20 protein-coding genes, 1 tRNA gene and 2 pseudogenes are annotated in these 23,644 nt (G+C 72.0%); 3 read left to right on the top strand and 20 right to left on the bottom strand.

Annotation, left to right across the window (positions count from 1 at the left end; genetic code table 11):
- Nucleotide 1: 1 nt before the first annotated feature.
- Nucleotides 2-229: a hypothetical protein gene (locus tag QQG74_RS04735; protein WP_341719064.1), complete on the bottom strand. Its 228-nt coding sequence runs from the start codon at nucleotides 227-229 to the stop codon at nucleotides 2-4.
- A 76-nt stretch (nucleotides 230-305) separates the two neighbouring features.
- Here QQG74_RS04735 and QQG74_RS04730 point away from each other — a divergent pair, with 76 nt between their 5' ends.
- Nucleotides 306-1,037, top strand: a complete 732-nt coding sequence (locus tag QQG74_RS04730) for a TetR/AcrR family transcriptional regulator C-terminal domain-containing protein (protein WP_341719063.1) — start codon at nucleotides 306-308, stop codon at nucleotides 1,035-1,037.
- A 111-nt stretch (nucleotides 1,038-1,148) separates the two neighbouring features.
- On the opposite strand, the gene QQG74_RS04725 is transcribed toward QQG74_RS04730, so the two are convergent.
- From QQG74_RS04725 to eno, 15 genes and pseudogenes are all read right to left on the bottom strand, one after another.
- Nucleotides 1,149-1,229: transfer RNA gene (locus tag QQG74_RS04725), tRNA-Leu, on the bottom strand.
- Nucleotides 1,230-1,385: 156 nt separating this feature from the next.
- Nucleotides 1,386-2,699: an NAD(P)/FAD-dependent oxidoreductase gene (locus tag QQG74_RS04720; RefSeq protein WP_341719062.1), complete on the bottom strand. Its 1,314-nt coding sequence runs from the start codon at nucleotides 2,697-2,699 to the stop codon at nucleotides 1,386-1,388.
- Nucleotides 2,700-2,886: 187 nt separating this feature from the next.
- A complete protein-coding gene (locus QQG74_RS04715; RefSeq protein WP_341719061.1) occupies nucleotides 2,887-3,453 on the bottom strand; it encodes a hypothetical protein in 567 nt (188 codons plus the stop codon).
- 55 nt (nucleotides 3,454-3,508) lie between these two features.
- Nucleotides 3,509-4,828 carry a DUF58 domain-containing protein gene (locus QQG74_RS04710; RefSeq protein WP_341721138.1) on the bottom strand — a complete coding sequence of 440 codons (1,320 nt, stop codon included), beginning with the start codon at nucleotides 4,826-4,828 and terminating at the stop codon, nucleotides 3,509-3,511.
- 169 nt (nucleotides 4,829-4,997) lie between these two features.
- The gene (locus tag QQG74_RS04705; RefSeq protein ID WP_341719060.1) at nucleotides 4,998-6,005 is read right to left on the bottom strand and encodes a MoxR family ATPase; all 1,008 of its coding nucleotides are present in this window, start codon (nucleotides 6,003-6,005) and stop codon (nucleotides 4,998-5,000) included.
- The gene (locus QQG74_RS04700) at nucleotides 6,005-6,592 is read right to left on the bottom strand and encodes a hypothetical protein (RefSeq protein WP_341719059.1); all 588 of its coding nucleotides are present in this window, start codon (nucleotides 6,590-6,592) and stop codon (nucleotides 6,005-6,007) included. The genes QQG74_RS04705 and QQG74_RS04700 overlap by 1 nt, the downstream gene beginning before the upstream one ends.
- 58 nt (nucleotides 6,593-6,650) lie before the next feature.
- Entirely contained in the window at nucleotides 6,651-7,418 is a 768-nt protein-coding gene (locus QQG74_RS04695) for a DUF4129 domain-containing protein (protein ID WP_341721137.1), read from the bottom strand.
- Nucleotides 7,419-7,461: 43 nt separating this feature from the next.
- Nucleotides 7,462-8,175, bottom strand: coding sequence for a uracil-DNA glycosylase (locus QQG74_RS04690; protein WP_341721136.1), 714 nt, complete (start codon nucleotides 8,173-8,175; stop codon nucleotides 7,462-7,464).
- A gap of 19 nt (nucleotides 8,176-8,194) precedes the next feature.
- A complete protein-coding gene (locus QQG74_RS04685) occupies nucleotides 8,195-8,881 on the bottom strand; it encodes a dienelactone hydrolase family protein (protein WP_341719058.1) in 687 nt (228 codons plus the stop codon).
- Between the two features lie 212 nt (nucleotides 8,882-9,093).
- Nucleotides 9,094-9,513 carry a hypothetical protein gene (locus QQG74_RS04680; RefSeq protein ID WP_341721135.1) on the bottom strand — a complete coding sequence of 140 codons (420 nt, stop codon included), beginning with the start codon at nucleotides 9,511-9,513 and terminating at the stop codon, nucleotides 9,094-9,096.
- Nucleotides 9,514-9,705: 192 nt separating this feature from the next.
- Nucleotides 9,706-10,644, bottom strand: coding sequence for a Ppx/GppA phosphatase family protein (locus tag QQG74_RS04675; RefSeq protein WP_341721134.1), 939 nt, complete (start codon nucleotides 10,642-10,644; stop codon nucleotides 9,706-9,708).
- A 35-nt stretch (nucleotides 10,645-10,679) separates the two neighbouring features.
- The gene (locus tag QQG74_RS04670; protein WP_341721133.1) at nucleotides 10,680-11,192 is read right to left on the bottom strand and encodes an amino-acid N-acetyltransferase; all 513 of its coding nucleotides are present in this window, start codon (nucleotides 11,190-11,192) and stop codon (nucleotides 10,680-10,682) included.
- Between the two features lie 137 nt (nucleotides 11,193-11,329).
- Nucleotides 11,330-11,887: a DUF501 domain-containing protein gene (locus QQG74_RS04665; protein ID WP_341719057.1), complete on the bottom strand. Its 558-nt coding sequence runs from the start codon at nucleotides 11,885-11,887 to the stop codon at nucleotides 11,330-11,332.
- 16 nt (nucleotides 11,888-11,903) lie between these two features.
- A pseudogene (locus QQG74_RS04660) lies at nucleotides 11,904-12,529 on the bottom strand (septum formation initiator family protein).
- Nucleotides 12,530-12,558: 29 nt separating this feature from the next.
- The gene (gene eno / locus QQG74_RS04655) at nucleotides 12,559-13,842 is read right to left on the bottom strand and encodes a phosphopyruvate hydratase (RefSeq protein WP_341719056.1); all 1,284 of its coding nucleotides are present in this window, start codon (nucleotides 13,840-13,842) and stop codon (nucleotides 12,559-12,561) included.
- 221 nt (nucleotides 13,843-14,063) lie between these two features.
- Here eno and QQG74_RS04650 point away from each other — a divergent pair, with 221 nt between their 5' ends.
- On the top strand, nucleotides 14,064-14,756 hold the full coding sequence (locus tag QQG74_RS04650; protein ID WP_341719055.1) for a hypothetical protein: 693 nt from the start codon (nucleotides 14,064-14,066) through the stop codon (nucleotides 14,754-14,756).
- A gap of 28 nt (nucleotides 14,757-14,784) precedes the next feature.
- On the opposite strand, the gene QQG74_RS04645 is transcribed toward QQG74_RS04650, so the two are convergent.
- The 4 genes and pseudogenes from QQG74_RS04645 to mfd form a co-directional block, all read right to left on the bottom strand.
- Complete coding sequence (locus QQG74_RS04645; RefSeq protein ID WP_341719054.1) at nucleotides 14,785-16,404, bottom strand: DUF885 domain-containing protein; 1,620 nt, start codon at nucleotides 16,402-16,404, stop codon at nucleotides 14,785-14,787.
- Nucleotides 16,405-16,520: 116 nt separating this feature from the next.
- Entirely contained in the window at nucleotides 16,521-17,507 is a 987-nt protein-coding gene (locus QQG74_RS04640) for a nucleoside triphosphate pyrophosphohydrolase (RefSeq protein WP_341719053.1), read from the bottom strand.
- Nucleotides 17,508-17,509: 2 nt separating this feature from the next.
- The gene (locus QQG74_RS04635) at nucleotides 17,510-18,268 is read right to left on the bottom strand and encodes a hypothetical protein (protein WP_341719052.1); all 759 of its coding nucleotides are present in this window, start codon (nucleotides 18,266-18,268) and stop codon (nucleotides 17,510-17,512) included.
- 128 nt (nucleotides 18,269-18,396) lie between these two features.
- A pseudogene (gene mfd / locus QQG74_RS04630) lies at nucleotides 18,397-21,882 on the bottom strand (transcription-repair coupling factor); the annotation flags it as partial.
- Between the two features lie 540 nt (nucleotides 21,883-22,422).
- Between mfd and QQG74_RS04625 the strand changes: the two are divergent.
- A complete protein-coding gene (locus tag QQG74_RS04625) occupies nucleotides 22,423-23,343 on the top strand; it encodes a cyclase family protein (protein ID WP_341719051.1) in 921 nt (306 codons plus the stop codon).
- The last annotated feature ends 301 nt before the right edge of the window (nucleotides 23,344-23,644 follow it).

The following is a 23,644-nucleotide window of genomic DNA, read 5'->3' as shown; positions in this document are numbered from 1 at the left end:
TTCACCGCGTTATGTCCAGGCAGACCTCCACGTCATAGATGAGCCGGACGGGCTCGCCATTGGTGATGCCGACGAAGACTGGTTCGGCGGCGGGGGTACGGCCACGGCGCCAGACCTCGTCACGGGCGGCGTTCCGGGACTCGTGGTGGATCTTCCCCGCCCGGTGGAGCTGGAGCACCCGCCGAGCGGTGTTCCTGTCGCTGTCGAGTTGTATCCGCAGCAGAGGCATGAGGCGATCTCCTCGAACAGCGTACAGGTGACTTAACGACGTTAATTTTCCTGAACACCGTAATACGATGGGAAGCGTGAGCGCGAGTGAATTCCGGCAACCGACGACGTCCGGGCGGAGCAGCCAACGAGCCGGCAGCGTCTGGCTCCGTACGCAAGAACGCCCGCCCCGGCGGGACAGACTGACCCGCGAACGCATTGTCGAGGCGGCCGTGGCGCTGCTCGACGAAGACGGCGTCGGTGGCCTGACGATGCGGCGTCTGGCAGATCGCCTCGCGGTCACCCCGACCGCGCTCTACTGGCACGTCGCGACAAAGGACGACGTGCTGGACCTGGCCGTCGATGAGATCTTCGCCGATGTGCCACTGCCGCCGGCAGCAGGAGAGTGGCAGGACGACGTACGGGCGTTGACGCGCCAATGGCGTACGGTCATGCTTCGACACCCCTGGGCACCCGGCCTCATCGGCCGTCCGATGCTCGGCCCCAACGTGCTGGCGCGTACCGAATTCCTGCAATCGGCGCTGGTCCGTGGTGACTTCACCGGCACCCGGTTGGCCGTCACCGTTCGCCTGATCGCCAACTACGTGATCGGTGCCGCGCTCACCGAAGCCACCTGGCGGCAGAGCGCCGCATCCGAGGCGCGGGCACAGGCCCGCCACCAGATCGCAGCGAACGCCGCCGCCTATCCCACCCTCGTCGCGTCCGGATATCTCGGCGACGCAGAGTGCACTGACGACGAACTGTTCGAACGCGGCATCGAGGCGATCCTCGCAACGTCCTCGGACTCGGGCGTACGACGGACCCAGTAGGTCTCGCCGGCGGCGCTACGGCGGCGGGCCCTGCGGCGAAGCTACGGTGGCCCTGCGGCGGCGAGTTCTGCGGCGAAGCTACGGCGGTGGCGCTACGGCGGCCGGCCTGGGTGCCCGGGGCGGGGGTCGAACCCGCATGCCTTACGGCAGCCGCTTTTAAGGCGGCCGTGTCTACCGTTCCACCACCCGGGCGGGTGAACCCGACGCGCCGAGACGCGCGGTGCAGTGCCACGGTAGCGGTTTCGCAGCCGACGCGGCGTCCCGCGCGGCTACCCCCGGTGGCCAGAGGTGTTAAGAAGGGGCCCTTCCTCTACCTGAGGCGTTAAGAAGGGGCCCTTCCTTACACGCCTACTTGCGGGAGGCTTCGGCGAACTCCTCGCGGGGGTCGTGCAGCTGGCCGAGGGCGACCACCTCACGCTTGAGGACGAACGCCAGGGTCCAGTCGACCACCACCCGGACCTTGCGGTTGAACGACGGGATCCGGCTCATGTGGTACGTCCGGTGCATGAACCACGCCGGCCAACCGGTCATCTTGATGCCGTAGACCTGGGCCACGCCCTTGTGCAGGCCGAGACTGGCCACGCTGCCGGCGTGCTTGTGCTTGTAGTCGACCGGCTCCCGGCCACGGATCACGGCGACGATGTTGTCGGCCATCCGCTGCGCCTGGCGTACCGCGTGCTGGGCGCTCGGCGAGCAGTAGTTGCCCGGTGCCTTGGTCAGGTCCGGTACGGCGGCGCAGTCGCCGGCACTCCAGGCACCGTCGATCACCCGGTCACCGTCGACCACCTGGAGGGTGGGCAGGCAGGTGACCCGACGCCGGTCGTCGCGAGGGAAGTCGGTCGCGTCAAGCATCGGCGACGGCTTCACCCCGGCGGTCCAGACGATCGTGTTCGTGGGGAAAGTGTCCCCGTCGGAGAGCTTGACCTCCCCGTCGACGCAGGACTCCAGCCGGGTGTCCAACCGGATGTCCATGTCCCGCTTCAGCAGCTGCTGCACCGTGTAGGCACCCATGTCCCGGTCGACCTCGGGCAGTACCCGCTGGGTGGCTTCGACAAGTACCCACCGCATGTCCGACGCGTTCAGCTCCGGGTAGTACCGCAGCGCGTCCCGGGCCATGTCCTCCATCTCGGCGAGGGCCTCGATGCCGGCGTATCCGCCGCCGACGAAGACGAAGGTCAGCGCCCGGCGGCGCACCTCGGGGTCGGTCGTCGCGGCGGCCACGTCCAACTGCTCCAACACGTGGTTGCGCAGGTAGATGGCTTCACCGATGGTCTTGAACCCGATGCCCTGCTCGTGCAGGCCAGGAATCGGCAGGGTCCGGGACACCGAGCCGGGGGCGACCACGATGTGGTCGTACCTGATCTCCCGGGTCGGGCCGACGATCGGCTGGACGGTGGCGGTCTTGCGGTCGTGCTCGATCCGGGTCACCGCGCCGGCCATCACCGTGCACCGGCGCAACTCGCGACGCAGCGGCACCACGGCGTGCCGTGGGGAGATGTTTCCCCCGGACGCCTCGGGCAGGAACGGCTGGTACGTCATGTGCGGCTGGGGGTCGACGACGATGACCTCAGCCTCACGGGAGCTGAGCTTCTTCGACAGGCGCAGCGCCGCGTAGAGACCGACGTGCCCGGCGCCCACCACAAGGATCCGCTTCGGATTCACGTCTACCATCTTTCCCCCACCGGCGACGCTAATCCCGATCCCGGTCCCCTTCTGTGACCGAGCACAACCTCACTGTGACCCGGACAACTCCGGCTGCTTGCGACACTCCGACCACCTGCGTACCGGGCTTCACACCGGCCCCGGCGATCTCGTTCTCACCTGCCGCGCAGCGGCCGGGCCAGCAGTTTCACCGGCGGCGGAGCAGCCAGGCGAGGAGGGCGGTCACCGCGACCGCGATCAGCAGACCGGCGACGGTGACGGCCTGCCAACCGTTCTCGCGCCCACCCAGGCGGGCCAGTTCGAGCAGCAGGATCCCGAGCACCGACGTGGCGAGCAACACGCCCGCCGCGCGGGTGAGCCAACGCACGATCAGGTCCGGGTCCACGACCGCGTCGTACGGCAGCAGCGCGGCAAGCGCGCAGAGGGTGTGCGTCAGGTAGAGCGCCACCGCCACGGCCATCAGTCGCCACAGCGCGATCGGCCGGTCGTACCCGTCGGTGGCGAGCAGCCATCCGGCGACGGTGACAAGCGCCGCGAAGGTCGGCCAGAACCGGCGTGGCGCCACCGCAGGGAGCACCGCGACCAGGACCAGGGCGCCGAGTGCCTGTTCCGCAAGCACCTCGGCGGGGTACGCCAGCAGCAGGCCGATCAGCGTGCTGAGGAAGATGCCGAAGCGGATCAGTACCGGGATCAGGGTGATCCGTTTCGCCGCCGTGCCCAGCGTCCGGACCCGGCCGGTCAACGAGGCGATCATCGGGCTCGCCCTCCGTCCGGAAACGCGGTGCTCCGCCGCGCCGCGTCGGGCGCGCTCACCGGTTGCCCACCCGGGGTGCGGTGGCCATCCGGGCCACGTCACGCAACACCTGGTCAAGGCTGCCCGCGCCGACCCATGGCACCACTGGCACCCCGTGCTCGCGCAGCTGCATGATCATCGTGTCCCGGTCCAGCCGCCACAGCCGGTAGGCCACCTCGGCCCACCCCTGCCCCTTTGGTGGCGGCAGGTCGGCCGGCAGGGTGTCCACGGCCACCACGAACCTGCCCGAGCGGGCCAACCGGGCCAGCATCTGTGCCGACCGCTCCTGGAGCAGCGGCGTGAGCACCACCACAAGCGCGTCGGCGGAGAGCAACTGGGGGCCGAACGCGAGGTCGTCCACCGCCTGCGGGGAAGGTTGCGCCTTCACCTCCAACAGCCATTCCAGGGCGGTCAGATACTGTCGCCGCCCGGTGGCCGGCCGCAGCCGGCGGGCGCTCGGGCCGTACTCCAGCAGCGACACCCGGTCGCCCCGGTGCAGGTAGTGCTCGGCGATGGCGGCAGCGGCCCGGACCGTGGTGTCCAGTACCGATGCCGTTCCGGCGATCCCGCCAGAGCGGCCCGCCTCGGCCAGCACGTCGAGCAGCACCACCACCTCGGCGTCCCGGTCACTGAGGGTGGCCGCCACGTGCAGCTGCCGGGTCCGCAGCGACACCCGCCAGTCGATCCGGCGCAGCCGGTCACCGGGCGCGAACACCCGGACCCCGGCCAGTTCGCCGCCCTCGCCGGGACGGCGCGAGCGGTGCGCGCCAACCAGCCCGGCGGCCCGGGGCATCGCCTCGACCGCCTCGAACGGCTCGGTCTTCGGGTACACCTTCGCGCGGACCGGCTCGGCGAGCACCGCCCGCGAGATCAACAGCCCCTGTGCTGCGGCCACCCGGGCACCGGCCGGGCCGAGCAGGTGCCGTCCCCACCGCAGCGCGGTGCCGCTCAGCTCCAGGTCGACCGCGGTCTCCGGGGCGACCGAGGTGACGAACGGGCAGTCCGCCACCGTCGTGCTGCCACCGGCCCGACTCCGCCCGGCGACCGTGCCACCGGCGAGCGTCGCCCGGTCGACCCGCAGCCAGGGCGAGACCCGGGTACGCAGCACCGCCACGTCGTACGGCACCGGGTCGGGGTTGCCGACGCTTACCGTGCCGGTCAACTCGCCACCCTCCACCAGGTGCCCGCCGCCGTCGTTGATCAGCACCTGGGGCAGTTCGGCGGGCCGGCGGTGCAACGCGTACGCGGTGCCCAGCGCGAACGGTGCGGCAAGCACGACCAGGTCCACCCGGCCCAGCAGCACCCCGGCGATCAGGAGCAGGCCGGTGAGCAGCACCGCCCGGCCGAGCGCCGGGGTGGGCGTCCAGCGTTCCGGCGTCGATCGATCCTGCTCGGTCGCGGCGGCTCGGCTGCCCCGGCCGTCCGGCGGCGCGGCGGGGCGCAGCACGACCTGGCCGGTCCTGCTGCTGGCCGGTGCCGATCGGTCCTGACTGATCACCACGCGTTCAGTGCCCCTGGTGCCCGCCGGCGTAGCTGGGCAGCGCACCGCTGGCCGGTGCCGGTGTCGCGTCGAGGACCTCGCCGACCACGAAGGACGGGTCGACCCGGCGCAGCCACATTTCCGGCCGCAGCGTGATCCGGTGCGCCAGTGCCGGCGTCGCCACGTCCTTCACATCCTCCGGCACCACGTAGTCGCGGCCGGAGAGCACGGCCCGGACCCGGGCCAGCAGCAACAGCGCCAACGAGCCCCGCGGCGAGGCGCCGACCAGCACCGAGGGGTGTTCCCGGGTGGCTGCGGTCAGCGCCACGATGTAGCGCCCGACCGAGTCCTCCACCACGACGTCCTCCAGCGCCGCCTGCATGGCGCGCAGCGTGGCGGCGTCGACGACCGGCTTGATCTCGGCCTCCTCGCGGCGGCGGGCCATCCGCCGACGCAGCACCTCCCACTCCTCCTCCTGCTCGGGGTAGCCGAACGACACCCGCAGCAGGAATCGGTCCAGTTGCGCCTCCGGCAGCGGGTAGGTGCCCTCGTACTCGATCGGGTTGGCGGTGGCGAGCACGTGGAACGGCTCGTCCAGCCGGTAGGTCACGCCCTCCACCGAAACCTGCTTCTCCTGCATCGCCTCCAGCAGGGCCGACTGGGTCTTCGGCGGGGTCCGGTTGATTTCGTCGGCGAGCAGCAGGTTGGTGAAGACCGGCCCGGCCCGGAACGCGAAATCGCCGCTGCGCTGGTCGTACAGGAACGAGCCGGTGACATCGGCGGGCAACAGGTCCGGAGTGAACTGGAGACGACGGAAGTCCAGCCCGAGGGCCTGGGCGAAGGACCGGGCGGTAAGCGTTTTACCCAGGCCCGGCAGGTCCTCCAACAGCACGTGCCCGCCGGCCAGGATGCCGGCCAGGACCAGTTCCAGGGCGTCCCGCTTGCCGACCACGACCTGGCCCACCGCGTCCAGTACCGCCCGGGCGAGGTGACCGACCTCGGTGGGAGGCATGGTCCGGCCGACGTCGTTCATCAGATCTTCTCCAGTTCGGCGACGATCGCCGCGAGGTCGCGCGGCGAGGGGGTGCGGCGGGGCGGGGTCTCCAGGAACTTCCACAGTCGGTCGCCCAGCAGCACCCGAGCCCGGCCCGGATCCGACTCACGGGTCACGCCGTGCTTCAGGCGCAGCCGCTCGTCGGCCAGCTCGGCGAGGCGGGGCAGGACCCTCCCGGTGAACCGGTCGGGTTTGGTCTTCGACCACTCCAGCGGGGTTGCCCAACCGTTGACTGCGGCACGCAACGCGTCCTGGGACGCCCAGTTGTACATGCCGTCCTCCTCTCTGCCTCGGGACGCTTCCGCGAGGCGGGGGGACTTCGGCGGCGGTGCGAGCACGGCCACGATCCGGCGTACCACAAGCAGCGTGAGCACCGCGGCGACCAGCACCACCAGCGACACCCGCAGCCCGATCACCCGCAGGCCGGCAACGAGCACGACCGTCGCGGCTGCGGTGACGCCGAGGACGCCGGCCAGGGCGCGCAGCCGCCCGCCCTCGCGCCGTTCGGTCCGGACCGGCCGCTCCTCCTCGAAGCTGAGCAGGTCGTCGATGCTGGCTCGACTCACGACGTCACCTCGGCACCGGCCGGCGCGCCGGGCCGCCGGTGCGTTCGTTTCCGGGCGTTCACGTCGTCACCTGCTCGACCGTGGCGGTGAGTTCGCCGCGCAACCGGCGCAGCGCCGCGCGTGCCTGGTCACGGGTTCGTTCGTCGACCGGCCGGGTGGCGTACCGGGCCTCGCGGTAGACGTGCGCGAACTCGGCCAGCACGTCGGCGCTGACGATCGCCGGCACGCCAGCGGCCGGGTCGCCGCGCAGCAGCCGGGTGACCAGGTCGGTCGGGGTGTCGCCGGTGAGCCGGGGCACGCCGGCGGCCGAGGCGGCCTCTTCGAGCCGGACCCAGCAGGCGATCACCGCGGTCCGCGGGTCGGTGGACCGGTCGTCCAGGTCGACCAGGCCGGCGTCGACGGCGGCGACCACCTCACGCGCCGTGCCCTCGGCGCTGCGCCGGGCCGGGCGCGCCGGCAGCCGGCGGGTGACCCGGCGAGCCGCCGTCCGCACCAGCGTCCAGAGCAGGTAGCCGAAGGCGGCGAGCATCGCCGCACCGAGCACCGCCAAGGCGGCCGTACCGAGCCACGACGGGATCTGGGTGCGGGTCTGCTCGGCGGCCTCCCGCGGCTCGACCGGGATCGACGGGCGGGGGTCCTCCGTCGGGTACTCCAGGACGAACGGGGCGTCCTGGGCAGCGGGCGGGACCCGGCTCGCGCCGATCGACGAGTTCGCGGCCGCCAGGGTGACTGCCGCGAGCAGGCCGACCACCATCGCGAGCGGCCACCACCTGCGCAGGACCTCCATCCGGCTACCTCCGGGCCACCGAGGCGTACGGTCGAGCATCGCGCTCACAGTCCGTCGTCGCCATTGCCACCGCCCCGCAGCCTCAGTCCACTCCGGCCAATCGTTTCGCCCGGGCGAACACGTCGTCCAGCATCCCTGGTGTCAGCCGTCCGGTGAAAGTGTTCTGCTGGCTGACGTGATAACAACCGAGCAATTCCGGTACGGCCGTGCCGGACCAGTGTGCCCCATGGCCGAACGACGGTCGCGGGCTGGGCGGACGGAAGCCGTACACCTGACGCAACGCCGGCCACCAGGCAGCCCAGGCGAAGGCACCAAGCGCGACCACGACCCGTAGGGTCGGCTGCACCAGCGCGACCTCCCGGTGCAGCCAGGGCGCGCAGGTGTCCCGCTCGGCCGGGGTGGGCTTGTTGTCCGGCGGTGCGCAGCGCACCGCAGCGAAGATCCGCGTCTCCCGCAGCGCCAGCCCGTCGTCGGCGGCGACACTTGTCGGCTGGTTGGCCAGCCCGGCGCGGTGCAGCGCGGCAAAGAGCACGTCGCCCGAGCGGTCACCGGTGAAGATCCGACCCGTGCGGTTGCCGCCGTGCGCGGCCGGGGCCAGGCCGAGGATGGCGATCCGGGCGGCCGGATCACCGAAGCCGGGCACCGGCCGGCCCCAGTACTCCTGGTCGCGGAAGGCGGCGCGGCGGGTGCGGGCCACCTCCTCCCGCCAGTCCACCAGCCGTGGACAGGCGAAACAATCGCTGATCGCCGCGTCAAGGTCGGCCAGGTCGGTCGCCCGCGTCGCGCGGACGACCACCTCGGCGGGGGTACGCGGCTCAGCCAAGCTTGGCCCGGAAGAGTTCGAGGGTACGGGCCCAGGCGCTGGTGGCGGCGCGCTGGTCGAATTTCTCCGGCCGGTCCTCGTTGAAGAAGGCGTGCTCGGTGCCCGGGTAGTCGTGCAGCTGGCAGCTGCCGCCCGCGTTCTCGATGGCCCGGCGCACGGCCTGCACGCCCGGCTCACTTGACGTACCGTCGGCCTCGGAGCAGTGGATGAGGGCCGCCTTGCCCGCGTAGTCCGGCCACTCGGCGCGCATGCCCTCCCAGGGCAGCCGAGGGTAGAACGCGGCGGTGGCGACGATCCGCTCGGTCTGACTCGCCGCCCACAACGCCAGGCTGGCACCCGCGCAGAAGCCGGCACAGCCGGCCTTGCCGGTGACCTCACCACGGCCGGCGAGGTAGTCGGCGGCGGCGGCGATGTCGGCGGCGGCCTCGTCCATCTGCGTGCTGTTCAGCATCAGCCGCGGCTCGCTCGGCTTGCTCGCCGGCCCACCGTGCCGGAAGTCGGGCGCCAGGGCGACGAAGCCCGCCTCGGCGAAGCGGTCCACCACGGACCGGACGTGGGGCGCCAGACCCCACCAGTCCTGGATGACGATGATCGCGGGGCTGGCCGCACCGGTCGAGGGTATCGCGAGGTATCCCGCTCCGTTCCCTCCGTTGACACGGTAGGTAACCATCTCACCCATCGGCCCGTCCTCCTAGCGGTCAGTCATCGTTGGCTGGTCGCCCAGTGGTGATACGTGCGGGTAGCCTGCCACGCCGTGACCGCCCCGGGAAGACGGCAGGAGAGTGGCATTCACCTCCCGGACACGTCCCGCCCGGTGGCCGGCAAACGCCGACGGCGGCGCGGTGTCCGCCGCGCCGCCGTCGACCGTGGTGGGATGGTGCCGAGGTCCGCTCAGGCCCGCTTGGTCAGGCAGAGCAGGTAGCCGGTGCTTCCCGGCTTGATGGAGTAGAAGACGTAGCCGTCGTCGGTCTCGCTGAAGTACTGGTTGCACGCCTCGCCGGAGCTGGCCTGCGCCTCGGTCTGCCCGTCGACCCGACCGACGACGTTGTACGCCGCCTTGCTGTCGGTGCAGTCGACCACCTTCGCCCCGTCGACCTCGGTCTCCTGCTCACCGAGGTTGCTCGCGGACAGTTCGGCGATGCAGTCGCCGACCTTCGCCTCGGCCGCCTCGTCCCGGTTGAGCAGGTTGCCCAGGCCGAACTTCAGCCCTGCGACGACCGCGAAGGCGACGACCGCGCCGACGATGCCGAGCAGCTTCTTCTTGCCACCGCCGGAACGCTGCTCCGGCTCGGTCGGTGCGGGTGGCTGCATGCCCGCCGCGGGCGGTGCCGGCGCGCCCGGCGGGATCTGCTGGGCGTCCGAAGTGGACGGCGGGGCTGCCTGCTCTGACACGGGTTTTCCTTCCGAGGGATGAATGAGCAGACGACACCGTAGCGATCATCGACGGCGTCCGCTGTCCCGCGGACCTCATCCGTTCAGCCATTTCCCAGCTTCCCGGCAGCGTCAGGCTGCCGGCGCGAGGCTCCAGGCGATGCCGTCGAGGATGTCGTGCTCCGAGGCGACCACCGAGTCCGCGCCGGCCCGTTCCATGCTCACCTGAAGCACGAGCGCCCCGGCACCGATCACGTCGGCCCGGCCGGGGTGCATCACCGGTACCGCCAGGCGCTGGTCGCGGCTCATCGCCAGCAGGTCCGCGGTCACCTCCGCCACCCGGTCGTACGACACCCGGGCGTGGTGGATGCGGGTCGGGTCGTACCCGGTGAGCCCCACCGCGATCGCCACCACGGTGGTGACCGACCCGGCGAGCCCGACCAGGGTGGCCGCCTCGCGGCCCGGTACGGCCGCCAGCGCCCGGTCCACCGCCACCGTGATGTCGGCCCGCGCGGCGGCGATCTCGTCCAGGCCGGGCGGGTCGCCGTGCAGGTGCCGTTCGGTCATCCGGACACAGCCGATGTCCATCGAGATCGCCGCGTGCACACCGCGCTCCCGGTCGCCGACCACGAACTCGGTCGAGCCGCCACCGATGTCGAGCACCAGATAGGGCGATTCGGCGTCGGCGGGCAGCCCCCGCACCGCACCGGTGAAGGAGAGGCGGGCCTCCTCGTCGCCGCTCACCACCTCGGGCGCGACACCCAGGGTCTGTTCCACCATGGCCCGGAAGTCGGCCGCGTTCTGGGCGTCGCGGCTGGCCGAGGTGGCGCACATCCGCACCCGCTCGGCACCCGACTTCTCGATGTCGACGGCGTACTCGGCCAGCGCCACCCGGGTCCGCTCGATGGCCTCCGGGGCCAGCCGTCCGGTCTGGTCCACCCCCTGCCCCAGCCGGACGATCTCCATCCGTCGCCGCACGTCGACCAGGGGCGCGGACGGCCCGGCCGACGGATCGGGCAGGTCGGCGATCAGCAGCCGGATCGAGTTGGTGCCGCAGTCGATGGCGGCCACGCGCGTCGTCACGCGGGCCACCCTACCGGCGCCGGTCAAAGCCGCAGCAGCATTCGGGTGTTGCCCAGGGTGTTCGGCTTGACCCGTTCCAGGTCGAGAAACTCGGCGACGCCCTCGTCGTACGAGCGCAGCAGCTGCTCGTAGACCGGATGCGGCACCGGAGCGCCGTCGATCTCGGTGAAGCCGAACGAACCGAAGAACCGGGTCTCGAAGGTCAGCACGAAGATTCGCGCCACCCCCACCTCCCGCGCCGCCTCGATCAGCTCGGCGACGATCCGGTGCCCGATCCGCTGCCCCCGGCAGGCTGGGTCGACCGCGACGGTACGGATCTCCGCCAGGTCCTCCCACATCACGTGCAACGCACCGCAGCCCACCACCGCACCGTCGGCGATCCGGCTGGCCACCCGGAACTCCTGCACGTCCTCGTAGAGCGTCACGGTCGCCTTGCTGAGCAGTCGACGGTCGTCGGTGTACGTGTCGACCAGGCGCCGGATCGCCCGCACGTCCGCGGTCCGGGCCCGCCGGATCACGAAGTCGTCCGGCACCACCGCGACCGGAGCCGAGCCGGCGAACGAAGCCTCCTCGGCGCTCGGAGCCGGGCCCGAAGGGTCCTCGGCGCTCGGCGCCGGGCCGGTCGACGAGACGTCCTCGGCGGGCGCGGCCGGGCCGCCGGTCGTGTCGGCGGTCACTCGGCCTCCGGCACGTCGACGCAACGGCCCCCGGCCCACCAGGGCTCGACAAACGCCAGCGTCTCGTCGCCGAACGGGTTCACCCCCGGCCCGGCGGCGAGCGCGTGGCCGAGCTGGACGTGCAGGCACTTGACCCGGCCAGGCATGCCGCCGGCCGAGATGCCGGCGATCTCGGGGACCTCGGCGATCGCCTCCCGCCGGGTCAGGTAGTCCTCGTGTGCGGCGCGGTATTCGGCGGCCAGCTCCGGATCGGTGGCCAGCCGGTCCGCCATCTCGCGCATCAGCCCGGCCGACTCCAGGCGGCTGCACGCCGCGGTGGCCCGGGGACAGGTCAGATAGAACAGCGTCGGAAACGGTGTGCCGTCGGCCAGCCGGGGCGTCGTCTCCACCACGTCGGGCAGGCCGCACGGGCACCGGTGGGCCACCGCACGGGTCCCCCGGGGCGGGCGGCCGAGCTGCGCGGCCACCGCGGCCAGGTCGGCCTCGGTGGCCGGTTCCCGCTTCGGTGGGGGTACGGAAGCCGCCGCCGGCTCCTGCGGGGGTACGACGGTCACGGTGCGCTGTCCTCGTTCACTCGTCGGACTGGTTGGCGTCGGCGGCCCGTACGCTCGACCAGAGGGTGTCGTACCACGCATCAGGTGGGGCGGCCGTCGCCGACTCGTCGGGGTCGCTGGCGTCGGCGGTGTCCGCCGGCGGCAGCAGGATCACCATCTTCTCGCCGGGCCGGCGCATGAAGAACCGTTCCCGGGCCTTTGTCTCGATGTACGCGTCGTCCTGCCACTTCTCGGCCTCGGTGGTCAGCTCGGCGATCAGCTTGCGCTGAGCCTCCTGCGCGGCCTCCATCCGTTCGATGTCGGCCTGCTGGTCGAGGTAGACCCGGACGGGATAGGTGTAGGCGAGGGCGAGCGCGATCAGCACCGCGAACAGCACGGTGGCCCGCCCGGTGAGACCTCGGGAGGGGGACGCGGTGCGCCGGATGGCCCCGCCGCCGGCCGTCGTACGCCGGGCAGCGGCGGGCCGCTTGGCGGAACGTACCGCCTCGGCACCGCGCGCGGCCGGGGCGTCCGGCCGGCGGCGGCGCGCGGCGTGGCGCGGACGCCGCCGTCGCGGACGGTGCCCCGACCCACGCCCGATCGACCGGGCTGACCCGGCCGGCGGGCCGGGCGCTGACCGCCCGGCGTACGGCGCTGCTGCATCACACCCCTCCCCCGAGGTCTCGCACCCGTCAGGCGGAACGGTAGCGCGGGAAAGCGCCCGCCCCGGCATACCGCGCCGCGTCGGCCAGCTCCTCCTCGATCCGCAGCAGCTGGTTGTACTTCGCGACCCGGTCCGACCGGGCCGGGGCACCGGTCTTGATCTGACCGCACCCGGTGGCCACCGCCAGGTCGGCGATGGTGGTGTCCTCGGTCTCGCCGGAGCGGTGGCTCATCATGCACTTGAAGCCGGCCCGGTGGGCCAGGTCCACCGCGTCCAGGGTCTCGGTGAGCGAACCGATCTGGTTGACCTTCACCAGTACGGAGTTGGCCGCCTGCTCGGCGATGCCCCGGGCGATGCGCTGCGGGTTGGTGACGAACAGGTCGTCGCCGACGATCTGGATCCGGTTGCCGATCGCGGCGGTGAGCGTCTGCCAGCCGGTCCAGTCGTCCTCGGCCAGCGGGTCCTCGATCGACACGATCGGGTACGCGTCGGCGAGCTTGGTGTAGTACTCGCTCATCTCCTCGGCGGTCTTGGCGACCCCCTCGAAGGTGTACCGGCCGTCGGCGAAGAACTCGGTGGCCGCCACGTCGAGCGCGAAGACGATGTCGCTGCCGAGCCGGTAGCCGGCCTTCTCCACCGCCTCGGCGATCAGGTCCAGGGCGGCGGCGTTTGTCGGCAGGTTCGGCGCGAAGCCGCCCTCGTCGCCCAGCCCGGTCGACAGGTCCTTCTTCTTCAGCACCGACTTCAGCGCGTGGTACACCTCGGCGCCCGAGCGCAGCGCCTCCCGGAAGCTCGGCGCGCCGATCGGCGCGATCATGAATTCCTGGATGTCGACGTTGCTGTCGGCGTGCGCCCCACCGTTGAGAATGTTCATCATCGGCACCGGCAGCAGGTGCGCGTTCGGCCCGCCCAGGTAGCGGAAGAGGCTCAGGCCGGCGCTGCCGGCCGCGGCCTTGGCCACCGCCAACGAGACCCCGAGGATGGCGTTCGCGCCCAGCTCGGCCTTGTTGTCGGTGCCGTCGATGTCGAGCATCTTCTGGTCGATCACCCGCTGCTCGCTGGCCTCGTAGCCGATCAGCTGGTCGACGATCCGGTCCTCGATGTTGGCGACCGCCTGCTCCACGCCCTTGCCCAGGTAGCGGCCCTTGTCGCCGTCGCGCAGCTCGATTGCCTCGAAGGCGCCGGTGGAGGCGCCGGAGGGCACCGCTGCCCGGGAGATGGTGCCGTCGTCGAGACCAACCTCGACCTCGACGGTCGGGTTGCCCCGCGAGTCCAGGATCTCCCGAGCCTCGATTACCTCGATGGTTGCCACTGAGTCGCTCCTCGTTCGTATGCTCTCGTCCGGTTTGGCCGCGACTGTGCGGCTGAGGCAGGTGTTGAACGCAGCGTATCGGTCCCCGCCCCTACGCACGGCGACCGGGCTGGTCGACCGCTCACTCTCCGACTACCGCCAGGTCGGACATTCCCGGATTCTCGTGCGTCAACCGGCAACGAGTTTGCACGAGGGGGATCCGATCGATCAGGCTGGTCGCCATGCCCGCCGCCTCGACCACTCTCCGTACACTCGCCGCGTCGGCCGCCGTGTTGCTCACCGTCACTGGCTGTCAAGCCCTCGACGACGCCGGGCGCGCGATGGGACGGGCCGACATCGTCAACGACCTCGCCGCCCGGATGGACCGAGCACTGGAGTCGACCTACTCGGCGGAGTACCAGCTCCCCGGCGGGCAGACCGCGACGATCAGCCAGGCGCAGGATCCGGCCCGGTCCTCGTACGCGTGGCCGGGCGGCAAGCTCACGGTCACCGACGAGGCCACCACCCGCTGCGGGGTGCAGGACCGACGCACCGTCTGCACCCTCGAAGCGCCGCCCGCCCCGAACAGCAAGCCCTCGGTCGTCGTCTTCGCCGCGGCCGAACAGGAAGGGCTGGTCACCCCGCCGATGGTGATGGGGTTGCTGACCACGGCGGCGCTGGATCCGGGCGCGGTGATCACCCAGAGCGAAACCACGGTCGCCGGGCTCCACGCCACCTGCGTCGACATCCGCCAGAGCGCCGACAGCTTCTCCGCCTGCGTGACCGGGGAGGGGACGCTTGGCAGCTTCACCGGTCAGCTCGACGGCGAGCCGGTGGAACTGGCGCTGAGCCGCTACCAGGAGCAGGTCGACGGTTCGGCCTTCGAGCTGCCGCCGGGTGCCGACGTGGTGGACCGCCGCCCCGCCGGCAGCTGAGCCGCCGGCACCGGCCACCGGCGCAGCGCTAGCAGCCGAGCAGGGTACGCAGGTGCCGTGGTGGTGGGCAGTCGTGGGCGAGCATCTCGTCGTGCCAGTCGCGTACCGGCACCTCGGCTGGTCGGGCTGCGGCAATCTCGGCGACCTCCTGGTAACCGACGAAGTACGTCGAGAGCTGGGTGGAGGTGAGCAGGGCGCGCCGCCATTTGCCGGACGCCTCCCCCTCCTCCTGGAAACCTCGCCCGGTCAGCAGCGCCATCGCCTCGTCCTCGGACAGTTCCTCGGCGTGCACGAGTTGATCCAGCAGGGCGTTGAGGGTCATCCGCAGCTGCATCTTGAGCTGTTGCAGGCGCACCGGCAGGCCGCCGAAGCCGTACCTGGTCATCAGTTCCTCGGCGTAGACCGCCCAACCCTCGACGAACGGACCGGAGCGGGTCAGTGCCCGGACCCGGGTGGAGCCCGCGTAGCGGCGGGCGTGCGCGAGCTGGAGGAAGTGACCGGGCATCGCCTCGTGCACGGTCAGGTTGCGGATCATGTGGTCGTTGTACTCGCGGTAGAACGAGTCCACCCGCCGCGCCGGCCAGTCGGCCGGGGTCGGTGCGATGCAGTAGAACGTCGGCAGGTCGGCGGTCTCCAACGCGCCGGGCGCATCGCAGTAGGCCACCGCCACACCGCGGGCGAACTCCGGCATCACCTGGATCACGCACGGGTCGTTCGGCACGGTGACCAGGTCGTGCGCCCGCACGAAGTCGCTCGCCTCGTCGAGGGTGACGGCGGCCAGGTCGACGATTGTGTGGTCGTCGGGATGCTCGGCGGCGAGCAGGTCCAGGGCCCGGCGTACGGTCTCGTCGTCGGCCGGGCCGCCGACCAGCTCGACCGCTGCCGCACGGATCTCCTCGGTGACCCGGTCGAGGTTCGCCCACGCCCGGCGTTGGATCTCCGCGGCGCCCAGCTCGGTGTCGAGCGCGTACCAGAGTCGGGCCTCCCAACGGCGGCGGCCCAGCCGTGGGTCGCGGCCCGGCCCGGCCTCGGCCGCCAGGCCGGTGCGCAGCCAGGCGACGAACTCCTCAAGCGCGGCGATCGCGCTGGTGGCGGCCGGCTCGACCCGGTCCAGCAGTGCGGGTGCCTGCGCGAGCAGGGCCGGCACCTCGTCGCGGATCAGCGCCGCCGCGCCGGTGAACTGCCCGACGGCGGTCTCGGCATGGATGCGGGGCATGTCGCGCAACGCCGCGCGTGCGGTCGCCAGCGCATCCGGTACGGCGGCGAGCCGGCCGGCGAGGGCGGTCAACCGTTCCTCGGCCGGCGCGTACGGGCGAGCGACCAGGGCATGCAGCAGCGGCCCGGGGTTGTGCACCAACGGATCCCACTCGTGCGCCCGGATCTCGGTCAGCTCGAACAGGTAGCGGTCGACCAGGGTGGCAAGCAGCGCGTGGTCGACGGATTCCGCGGTGTCCAGCACATCCGCATCGAGTTCGCAGAGCACGCTTGCCGCGTCCGCCAGCATCGCCCGGTCGCGGTCCACCGCGTCGGCCGAGAAATCCGGCAACCGATCGTCGTATCGATGGTCGCCCACCGAGGTCGCCAGCCCCGGTCGCGCCGCCAGCACCGCCTCGACGATCCGTTCCCCCACCACCCGGAACTCTTCCACCCCCCGACCCTAACCACCCCACCCCGCACCCGCCTCCCAACGCCGGCTCCGCAATCGCCCGGTTGATCAAGAAGTTCGCATCTCCGTCGGAGCCGATTCCCGACCCGAACGTCTTGTCACTGGTCGGAGTGGGTGGATGGGGGTTCGGTGGCGCGGATCAGGTCTGCGTGGGCCAGGGTGGCGTGGCGCAGGGCGGACTCGGCGTCCAGGCCCGCGTCGCGGGCCTGGGCGACGGTGGCCAGCAGCGTCGCGCCCAGGATGCCTTCGGGATCCGGCTGGGCCTGGGGCGACGGGAGCGGCACAGACAGGCCGACCCGCTCGGTGCGCTCCAGGATCTTCGCGGCCAGGGCCAGGGCGGGCTGGCTGAGCGCGATGCCGTCCAGCACCGAGTCGCGGGACTTCTCGGCCTGCTTGATCCGCTCCCAGCTGGCGGTGATCTCCTCCAGCGAGCCCGCCTCCGCACCCGCGAAGACGTGCGGGTTGCGCCGGACCATCTTCTCCACCAGCCCGCCGGCCACGTCGTCCACCGTCCACCGCCGGTCCTCGGGCAACTCCTCGGCGAGCCGCGCGTGCAGCACCACCTGGAGCAGCACGTCACCCAACTCCTCGCGCAGCGCGTCGGTGTCCCCGGCGATGATCGCGTCGTACGCCTCGTAGCACTCTTCGAGAAGGAACCCGGCCAGGCTGCGATGGGTTTGCGCCCGCTTCCACGGATCACCACCGGGCGAGAGCAGCCGGTCCAGCACGGCCACCGCGTCGAGCAGCCGGGCACCCGGCGGATCCCACGAGCCGTACATCAGCTCAAGTTCCGCCAGACCCGGTTCGCGGGCCAACCGCAGGCCCAGCTCGCGGGCGAGCGTCTCGTCACCGGCGGGGCCGGCCAGCCAGACCACCGTGCCGTGCGTTGCGGCCGAGTCCAGCAATGCGGGCACCGCCGGGCCGTCGAGCACCCGCACCTGGGCGCCGGACGCCCGGATCGCCGTGGTCAGCTCACTCTCCGCCGCCGCCAGCACCGGTGCCGCGCGTACGACGTCCCAGGCAGCTGCCGTCAGCAGCCCCGCCGGCAACCGGGGCGAGGTGACCAGCAGGACGATCCGGGGCATGCTCAGCCGTCGGTCGGGCCGGCCGTCGGCTTCGGCTTCGGGGTGGAGATGTCGGAGACCGCGCCCGAGCCCGGCTCACCCAGCGGCACGCCCACCGCGACGATCGGCGTCTCCGCGCTGAAGCTCAGCACCGGGAAGATCAGCGGCCGATAGCGGGGATTGACGGTCACGTCGTAGGCGTCGACCGCCTGGGCCAGCGAGTTGCGGTTGGCCAGCGCGAAGCGAAGCTGCTCGCCGTCGAGCTGGGCGGCGGCCTGCTCGACGGTCACCTCGGCCGGCACCGCGCCGGCCCGCTTGCCGGCGGCCACCAGGTCGGCCAACTCCTGCTCGGTCGGGGCCACCGGCTCACCTACCGGAATGCCGGACAGACAGCCGTACAGCTCGGCGGTCTGGCGTACGTAATCGGTTTCGGGGCTCAGGCCGACGCCCTGGGCGATCTGGGCCGGGTCGACCTCGCGCTGCGGCCGGTAACCCTCGGCGGCGGAGACCCGGTCACAGACCTCGCTGAGCACCAGGACGCTCACCACCTCGCTGCGCCCCGGCAGCCGAGGTGCCGCTCCGGCCGGGACCTCGGCCGGCTCGGAGGTCTCGGTCGGCGCCGGGTTCTTCGCCCGCGCGTCGTCGATGACCTCGGTGACCGCGTCCTCGGTGATCCGGTGGTCACCGACGTACGCGGCGACACCGGGCTCGGAACGGCAACCGGCGAGAGCGACCAGGCCGACCGCCACGCTGGCGACGGCGACAAGACGGCGAGCACGCATGCCCGTCACTCTCTCATGCCCACTTCCCACCCTGGCTGGGAGGGTTCGCCGAAGCCGGCACGCGCTCAGCTCGCGGCGGCGACCGGTCGGGCCGGGGTCAGGTGGGGTCGCCGAAGCCGGCGCGGAGCTCAGCTCGCGGCGACCGCGACCGGCCGGGCCGGGCTGGGTTCGCCGAGCACGTCGGAGAGGAGCTGGGCGCACCACTCCAGCAGCGCCTGGTCGCGCAACGGCTCGCCACCGATCCGGCGAGTGGTCGGGCGGGGCACACTCACCTGGTCGAGCGCGGCCTTGTAGACCGAGTCGGGGTGGTAGCGCTTGAGCCGCAGCTGCTTGGAGTCCGGCAGCGGCAGCGGCCCGAACCGGAGGTGCTTGCCCTGCATGCTGACGTCGGTCAGGCCGTAGCGTCGGGCCAGCAACCGGAACCGGGCCACCGCGATCAGGTTCTGCACCGGGGCGGGCGGCTCGCCGTACCGGTCGGTCATCTCGGCGGCCACCTCGCGCAGCCGCTCGGAGTCGCGGGCCTCGGCGAGCTTGCGGTACATCTCCAGGCGCAGCCGCTCCACGCCGACGTAGTCGTGCGGCAGGTGCGCGTCCACCGGAAGGTCGATCTTGACGTCGGTCTCCTCCTCGGGACGCTCGCCCTTGAACGCCTGCACCGCCTCGCCGACCATCCGCACGTAGAGGTCGAACCCGACGCCCTCGATGTGCCCGGACTGCTCGCCGCCGAGCAGGTTGCCGGCGCCCCGGATCTCCAGGTCCTTCATCGCCACGTACATGCCGGCACCCAGCTCGGTGTGCTGGGCGATGGTGGCCAGCCGCTCATGGGCGTGCTCGGTGAGCGGCTTGTCCGGCGGGTAGAGGAAGTACGCGTACGCCCGCTCCCGGCCCCGGCCGACCCGGCCCCGGATCTGGTGCAGCTGAGCCAGGCCGAGCAAATCGGCCCGCTCCACGATCAGGGTGTTGGCGTTCGGGATGTCGATGCCGGACTCCACGATCGTGGTGCAGACCAGGACGTCGTACTCCTTCTCCCAGAAGCCGACCATGACCCGCTCCAGGGCGTCCTCGCCCAGCTGGCCGTGGGCCACCGCGACCCGGGCCTCCGGCACCAGCTCGCGCAGCCGCCGGGCGGTCCGCTCGATCGACTCGACCCGGTTGTGCAGGTAGAAGACCTGGCCGTCGCGGAGCAGCTCGCGGTGGATCGCGGCGGCCACCTGCCGCTCGTCGTACGCCCCGACGGCGGTGAGCACCGGGTGCCGCTCCTCGGGCGGAGTGGCGATCGTGGACATCTCCCGGATCCCGGTGATCGCCATCTCCAGGGTCCGCGGAATCGGGGTGGCCGACATGCTCAGCACGTCGACCGCGGCCCGCATCGACTTCAGGTGCTCCTTGTGCTCGACGCCGAAACGCTGTTCCTCGTCGACGATGACCAGCCCCAGCGACTTGAACCGGGTGGCCGCCTGAAGCAGCCGGTGGGTGCCGATGACGATGTCGGCGGTGCCGTTGGCCACCATCTCCAGCGTCTGCTCGGCCTCCTTCGGCGTCTGGAACCGGGACAGCTGCCGGATCGTGATCGGGAACTGGCTCATCCGCTCGGCGAAAGTGTTGTAGTGCTGCTGCACCAGCAGGGTGGTGGGCACCAGCACGGCCACCTGCTTGCCGTCCTGCACCGCCTTGAAGGCCGCCCGTACCGCGATCTCGGTCTTGCCGTAGCCCACGTCTCCGCAGATCAGCCGGTCCATCGGGACGCTCTGCTCCATGTCCCGCTTGACCTCCTCGATGGCGGAGAGCTGGTCGGGCGTCTCCTGCCAGGGGAAGGCGTCCTCCAGCTCCCGCTGCCACGGGGTGTCCGGCCCGAAGTTGTGCCCCTTGGACGCCTTGCGGGCGGCGTAGAGCTGGATCAGCTGGGCGGCGATCTCGCGGACCGCCTTGCGGGCCCGGGCCTTGGACTTCTGCCAGTCCGAGCCGCCCATCTTGTGCAGGGTCGGCTGCTCACCGCCGACGTAGCGGCTCAACTGGTCGAGCTGGTCGGTGGGGACGAAGAGCCGGTCGCCCGGCTGATTGCGCTTGCTCGGGGCGTACTCGATGACCAGGTACTCCCGGGAGGCACCGTTGACCGTACGCTGCACCAGCTCCACGTACCGGCCGATGCCGTGCTGCTCGTGCACCACGTGGTCACCGGCGCGCAACTCGAGCGGGTCGATGGTGTTGCGCCGCCGGCTCGGCAGCTTGCGCATGTCCCGGGTGGAGACGCCCCGACCACCGGTGACGTCGTTGCCGGTGAGCAGCACGAACCGGGCCGCCTCGTCGACGAAGCCACCGGTCAGGCTGCCGCAGGTGACAAGCAGTTCGCCCGGGGCGGGCGCGGCCGGCACCTCCTCGGTCAGCCGGGCGCCGAGGCCGCCGTCGCGGAGCACCTCGACTGCCCGCTGGGCGGGACCGTGCCCCTCGAAGACCAGCGCGATCGACCAGCCCTCACCGGCCCACCGCTTGAGGTCGTCGACCACTCGGGCGGTCTCGCCGTGGTAGAGCGGCGCGGGCTGGGCGGTCAGGGCCACCGCGATCGCGTCGTCGGGGGTGACGTCGACCGGCTCCGGCTCGTCCTCCCACGGCTGCCGGGTCGCCGCCGCGCCGGCCGGCTCGGCCAGTCCGAACGGCGAGAGCGTCCACCAGGGCTGGCGCAGGTCAGCGGCCCGCGTGCGGACGTCGGCCAGGGTGCGGAAGGCGGCGGCGCCGAGGTCGACCGGGGCCTGGCCACCGACGGCGGCCGCGGCCCAGCTGGCCGCGAGGAACTCCGCCGAGGTACGCACCAGGTCGTGCGCCCGGGTGCGGATCCGCTCCGGGTCGCAGAGCAACACGTGGGTGCCCGCCGGCATGCAGTCCAGCAGCAGCTCCATCGAGTCACCGCCGATCAGCGCCGGGGCGAGCGACTCCATCCCCTCGACCGGTACGCCACCGGCCAGCTTGTCCAGGATCTCGGCCAGCTCCGGATGCTGCTGCGCCAGCGTGGCGGCCCGCTCGCGGACCGCCGGGGTGAGCAGCAACTCCCGGCAGGGCGGCGCCCAGAGCTGGGCGACCTGCTCGATGGTGCGCTGGTCGGCGACGGCGAAGGTGCGGATCTCCTCCACCTCGTCGCCCCAGAACTCGACCCGGGAAGGATGCTCGTCGGTGGGCGGGAAGACGTCGAGAATGCCACCGCGTACGGCGAACTCGCCCCGCTTGGTGACCAGGTCGACCCGCGCGTACGCCATGTCGGTCAGCTGTCGCGCGACCTGCTCCAGGTCGGCCTCCTCGCCGGCCGACAGCCGCACCGGCTCCAGGTCGCCGAGCCCCTTGAGCTGCGGTTGCAGCACCGACCGGACCGGCGCCACGACCACCCGCAGCGGCCCGGTGCGTCCGTGCGCGTCGGCCGAGTCCGGGTGGGCGAGCCGGCGCAGCACCGCCAGCCGGCGACCGACGGTGTCGGAGCGCGGCGAGAGCCGCTCGTGCGGCAGCGTCTCCCAACTCGGGAAGATCGCCACCTGCTCGGCCGGGAGGAGACTGCCAAGCGCGGCGACGAGATCCTCGGCCTCGCGGGTGGTGGCGGTGACCGCCAGCACCGGCCGCCCGGCTCCCCCGCTGTCCGGCCCGCCTGCCAGCCCGCCTCCCGGGGTGCCTCCCGGGGCGCCTGCCGCTCCGCCTCCCGGGGTGCCTGCCGCTCCGCCTCTCCGGGTGCCTGCTGGGGTGCCTGCCGGGGCGCCTGCCGCTCGGCCTCCCGGGGCGCCTGCCGGGGCGGCAGCGCCGTTGGCCGGGCCAGCGGGGTCCGCCGCCACGGCGGCGACCGCGAACGGACGCAGCGCCGGCGGGGCGGTCAGGTCGAGGCCGTCGACCTGGGCCGCACCGGAGCGCGCCAGGTCACGGACCCGGGCCAGGCCCGGGTCGGCCAGAGCGGCGGCGAACAGTCCGGTGAGCGCAGTCATGATCACTTCCGAGGCGAGGGCACGACGATCACCCCGCGTCCGGCCGGACGGGGGGTTACACCGGTCGACACTATCGCCCCGGACCGACGATCCACCGCCGTCCACGGCAGCCGACCTCCCCGCTCCGTCGGTACGGGCCACCGACGGAGGTGGGAGAGATCTTGACGGCCGGTTGACGGTTGTGGTCGGCTGCCGAGGATGGACGGGGATTTTCGGGCACAGTTCGACGCAGCGGTCACCTTCGCCAACGGGGGCAGCCTGCGTACCGAGGGGTTCCGGCTGGACATTCCGGGCCGCGACGTCACCGACGAGGAGTTGGCCACGCTGTTCGTCCGGCATCTCGGGTTGTTGATGGTGGCCGAGGTGCGGATCACGAACAAGACGATCATCGAGGAAGCGCACAGGGGCGGTCGCGGTGTGGCGACCCCCGGCGAGGGGGCGGGCCGCCGCCTGGTCGAGCTGAGCCACGTGATCACCGATGGGATGGTCACCCTGCCGCACTGGCCGGCACCCCGGATCACCGACTGGCTGACCTTCGAGGGGTCCCGGGAACGCTACGCCCCGGGCGTCGAGTTCCAGGTCGCCCGGATCGACATGATCGCCAACACCGGCACCTACCTGGACGCCCCCGCCCACCGCTACGCCGATGGCGCCGACCTGGCCGGCGTACCGCTGGACCGGCTCGTCGACCTGCCGGGGATCGTGGTCCGGGTTCCCGGTGACGTCCGGGCGATCGACCGCCTGCTGTTGGCCCCGTACGACGTCGCCGGTAAAGCGGTGTTGTTGCACACCGGCTGGGACACCCACTTCGGCACCGAGCGGTACGCCGCGTCGGAGGCGCCCTACCTGACCGGCGACGGCGCGCAGGCCCTGGTCGACGCGGGTGCGACCCTGATCGGCATCGACTCCATAAACATCGACGACATGTCTGCGGCGGCGGGCGGTGAGCGCCCCGCGCACAGCATCCTGCTGGCCGCCGGCCTCTCGATCGTGGAACACCTGACCGGGCTCGCCGCCCTGCCGCCCGACGGTTTCCGATTCACCGCCGCCCCGCCCCGGGTCGCCGGCATGGCCACCTTCCCCGTCCGCGCGTACGCCGTGGTGGAACCCGCGACGTGATCGTTTGCGGGAAGTGACCCGACACCGGCCCCAGGTGCCGACCCCACCGCCTAACCGTCCGCACCGTCCGCGCGGGCGTGTTCCAGCGGTGGGGATTCTTGGTCCGAAAGTGCCCCCATGAGGGCGGTTTCGGACCAAGATCCACATCAGGAGCGGGACGTGGGCTTGATCACCGCGAGGGCGGTGGTACGGCCGGCGCGCCGCCGCCAGTAGGGGCGGCACCGAACGCCTGAGCAGCACTGGAAGGTGCGGACAGCTGATGCGTGAGCGGTCAAGCTGTTAGGAGGGGGCCCCTCCTATA

Origin of the sequence: Micromonospora sp. FIMYZ51, from assembly GCF_038246755.1 — a bacterium.
Classification (GTDB): Bacteria; Actinomycetota; Actinomycetes; order Mycobacteriales; family Micromonosporaceae; genus Micromonospora.
The sequence above is the reverse complement of the archived record's forward strand: the minus strand, read 5'-3'. Positions and strand labels throughout refer to the sequence as shown.

What these genes read in the sequence shown, in the direction of transcription:
- QQG74_RS04735 (WP_341719064.1), bottom strand. Translation starts at nt 229, where the DNA reads ATGCCTCTGCTGCGGATACAACTCGACAGCGACAGGAACACCGCTCGG.
- QQG74_RS04680 (WP_341721135.1), bottom strand. Translation starts at nt 9,513, where the DNA reads ATGCAGCCACCCGCACCGACCGAGCCGGAGCAGCGTTCCGGCGGTGGC.
- QQG74_RS04685 (WP_341719058.1), bottom strand. Translation starts at nt 8,881, where the DNA reads ATGGGTGAGATGGTTACCTACCGTGTCAACGGAGGGAACGGAGCGGGA.
- QQG74_RS04695 (WP_341721137.1), bottom strand. Translation starts at nt 7,418, where the DNA reads ATGCTCGACCGTACGCCTCGGTGGCCCGGAGGTAGCCGGATGGAGGTC.
- QQG74_RS04650 (WP_341719055.1), top strand. Translation starts at nt 14,064, where the DNA reads ATGCCCGCCGCCTCGACCACTCTCCGTACACTCGCCGCGTCGGCCGCC.
- QQG74_RS04625 (WP_341719051.1), top strand. Translation starts at nt 22,423, where the DNA reads ATGGACGGGGATTTTCGGGCACAGTTCGACGCAGCGGTCACCTTCGCC.
- QQG74_RS04635 (WP_341719052.1), bottom strand. Translation starts at nt 18,268, where the DNA reads ATGCGTGCTCGCCGTCTTGTCGCCGTCGCCAGCGTGGCGGTCGGCCTG.
- QQG74_RS04715 (WP_341719061.1), bottom strand. Translation starts at nt 3,453, where the DNA reads ATGATCGCCTCGTTGACCGGCCGGGTCCGGACGCTGGGCACGGCGGCG.
- QQG74_RS04640 (WP_341719053.1), bottom strand. Translation starts at nt 17,507, where the DNA reads ATGCCCCGGATCGTCCTGCTGGTCACCTCGCCCCGGTTGCCGGCGGGG.
- QQG74_RS04705 (WP_341719060.1), bottom strand. Translation starts at nt 6,005, where the DNA reads ATGAACGACGTCGGCCGGACCATGCCTCCCACCGAGGTCGGTCACCTC.